At 51.8% G+C, this 1,894-nt stretch carries 2 protein-coding genes; one reads left to right on the top strand and one right to left on the bottom strand.

The features are described 5' to 3' along the window. Nucleotides 1–1,670: BCCT family transporter (locus KDK13_RS10395; RefSeq protein ID WP_257284911.1), on the bottom strand; the 1,670-nt coding region annotated here is incomplete at its 3' end. Between the two features lie 18 nt (nt 1,671–1,688). On the opposite strand from KDK13_RS10395, the gene KDK13_RS10390 reads away from it, so the two are divergent. Next, the gene (locus tag KDK13_RS10390) at nt 1,689–1,838 is read left to right on the top strand and encodes a hypothetical protein (RefSeq protein WP_257284910.1); all 150 of its coding nucleotides are present in this window, start codon (nt 1,689–1,691) and stop codon (nt 1,836–1,838) included. Nucleotides 1,839–1,894: the final 56 nt, after the last annotated feature.

Raw genomic sequence — 1,894 nt, 5'->3', positions numbered from 1 at the left:
TCATGGGCCTGACGCTCTGCACTGACGGCTTCTGTCGCCTGATCCTTCAACTGTTCAAAGCGGGCCAGTGCCGAACCTTCCAGGCTCCAGGGGTCCACTTCCGGCAGCTCTTCAATATTGATGGTCGGTTCTTCGTAGCCTTCCTGACGGGAGATATCCAGCATGGTGGCTTTCACGGCAGAAACCATCAACATCACCGCAATCACCAGTAGCGGCAGGCCACCGACAATGGCTGCCGTCTGCAAGGTGGCCAGACCACCCATAAACATCAGCACAGAAGGCATCAGCGACAGGGTGAATGCCCAGAACAGGCGGTTCCAGCGCATGGGGTCTTCAGTCACATTCGTCTGGACAACTGACGCAAGAATAAAGGAGATGGAGTCAAAGGTGGTCGCGGTAAAGATAATACAGAGCAATGTGAATACGACGATAGCCAGGTAACTGAACGGCAGCTGCTCAAGTACGCTGAAGATAGCGGTTGTTGCCCCTTGGGCATTCAGAATACCCACAACATCCAGCTGACCGGATAGCTGAAGCGACAGGCCATAGTTACCCAGCACGATAAAGTACACCGCACAGCCCAGGGAGCCACAGAAAATCGCACCGCCGACCATCTGTTTAATGGTTCGCCCTTTGGAAATACGGGCTACAAACAGTCCCATACTGGGAGCATAAACCAGCCACCAGGCCCAGTAGAAGATGGTCCAGTCCTGTGGGAAGTGGGTATCTTCAAAGGTGCCATAACCACCGAAAGGTTCTGCCCAGGTGGCCATGACAAAGAAGTTGGACAACATCCGCCCAATAGAGTCCAGACCCGTCTCCACCATAAACAGCGTAGGCCCTACTACCAGGACAAAAGCCAGCAGACCCAGGGCTCCCCAGAAGTTGATGTTACTCAAAAGTTTGATACCGCCGTCCATCCCCTTGTACGAGGAATAGGCGAACAGTGCCGTACACACCATCAATACACCAATCTGGGTGCCATTAGTGGATGGTATGCCGGTCAGGTAGGTAATGCCCTCATTGATCAACGGTGCCGCCAAACCCAGCGTGGTGGCAGCGCCACCGAGCAGGCCGAAAATAAACAGCACGTCAATCACCTTGCCCAGAGGCCCTTTACTTCGTGCTTCTCCCAGTACCGGCATCAGGGCTGCAGATACCTTCAGGACCGGGTTTTTACGCACATGAAAAAAGTAGGCAATGGGAATGGCCGGAATCATATAGATACACCAGGCAACCGGCCCCCAGTGAAAGATACCGTAAGTGGCCGCCCAGCGAACCGCCTCTTCACTGCCCGGCTCAAGCTGAAAAGGCGGTGACTGATAATAGTAGGCCCACTCAATACAACCCCAGTAGAGAATACTGGCACCGATACCACCACAGAACAGCATGGCCGCCCAGGAAGCAGTCGAATACTCCGGCTGCTCATTGGCATCCCCCAGCTTGATCTGGCCAATATCGGAAAATACCACGTAGGCCATAAACACCACGGCGGCAAGGCCCAGGCCCAGGTAAAGCACCCCCATGGTGTCCGTCATAAAGGTTTTCGCGATGGCAATCCAGTGAGCGCCCTCATCCGGAAACAGTGCCAGCGGTATAACCACCGAGATCAACAAAATTACCGCACCAAAAAAGGTCGGCTTATCAACAAGCTTAAAATGCTCTTCCATAATCTTTGGTCTTCAAGAATGAACAGCCGTTGCAGCTGTGAAAACAATAATTATCAGTTGTGTGCAAAAAGGGACGTTAATTTTTTCGGCGATATGTCCATGGTGAACATCATGCCTGATATGCCATTTCAACCGGCCATTTATGCACCGGAGTTACCGAAAGAATAATAAGCATAAAGACCTACAAAATCTACGTAAATATCTATTATTGAGCAGATTAAATA

This window comes from Endozoicomonas sp. SESOKO1 (assembly GCF_024606265.1).
GTDB lineage: Bacteria > Pseudomonadota > Gammaproteobacteria > Pseudomonadales > Endozoicomonadaceae > Endozoicomonas.
Note: the sequence above shows the minus strand (reverse complement) of the source record. Positions and strands in the feature narration are given on the sequence as shown.